We start from the raw sequence: 322 nt of genomic DNA on the forward strand, positions 1-322 counted from the left end.
TCCGATGTGCGCCCTTCTGACGCTGGCGGGCCTGGCGCGCAGCACGTTTTACTATCAGGCTCAGGTGCAATCCAGACCCGATCCAGATGCTGCTCTAAAGCAGGAGATAGAGCGGATTTATCACGAGGAGAGAGGTCTTTATGGGGCTCGGCGTATCACGGCGGTTATCCGCAACTCAGGCACGTTGGTCAACAAGAAGGTTGTGGAGCGATTGATGGCTGAACTGGGCCTGAGATCAGTTGTGCGACCCAAGAAGTACCGCTCCTATAAGGGCACCGTCGGGAAAATTGCGCCGAATTTGCTGGAGCGCAAGTTCACGGCG

General features: G+C 56.5%; 1 protein-coding gene. It reads left to right on the plus strand.

Going from position 1 to position 322, the window contains the following annotated elements; all coding sequences use genetic code 11:
* On the plus strand, positions 1 to 322 hold a 322-nt coding region (locus tag KBY08_RS26340), incomplete at both ends, for an IS3 family transposase (protein ID WP_225651328.1).

The organism is Pseudomonas sp. P135, assembly GCF_020312125.1.
Lineage (GTDB): Bacteria > Pseudomonadota > Gammaproteobacteria > Pseudomonadales > Pseudomonadaceae > Aquipseudomonas > Aquipseudomonas fragariae.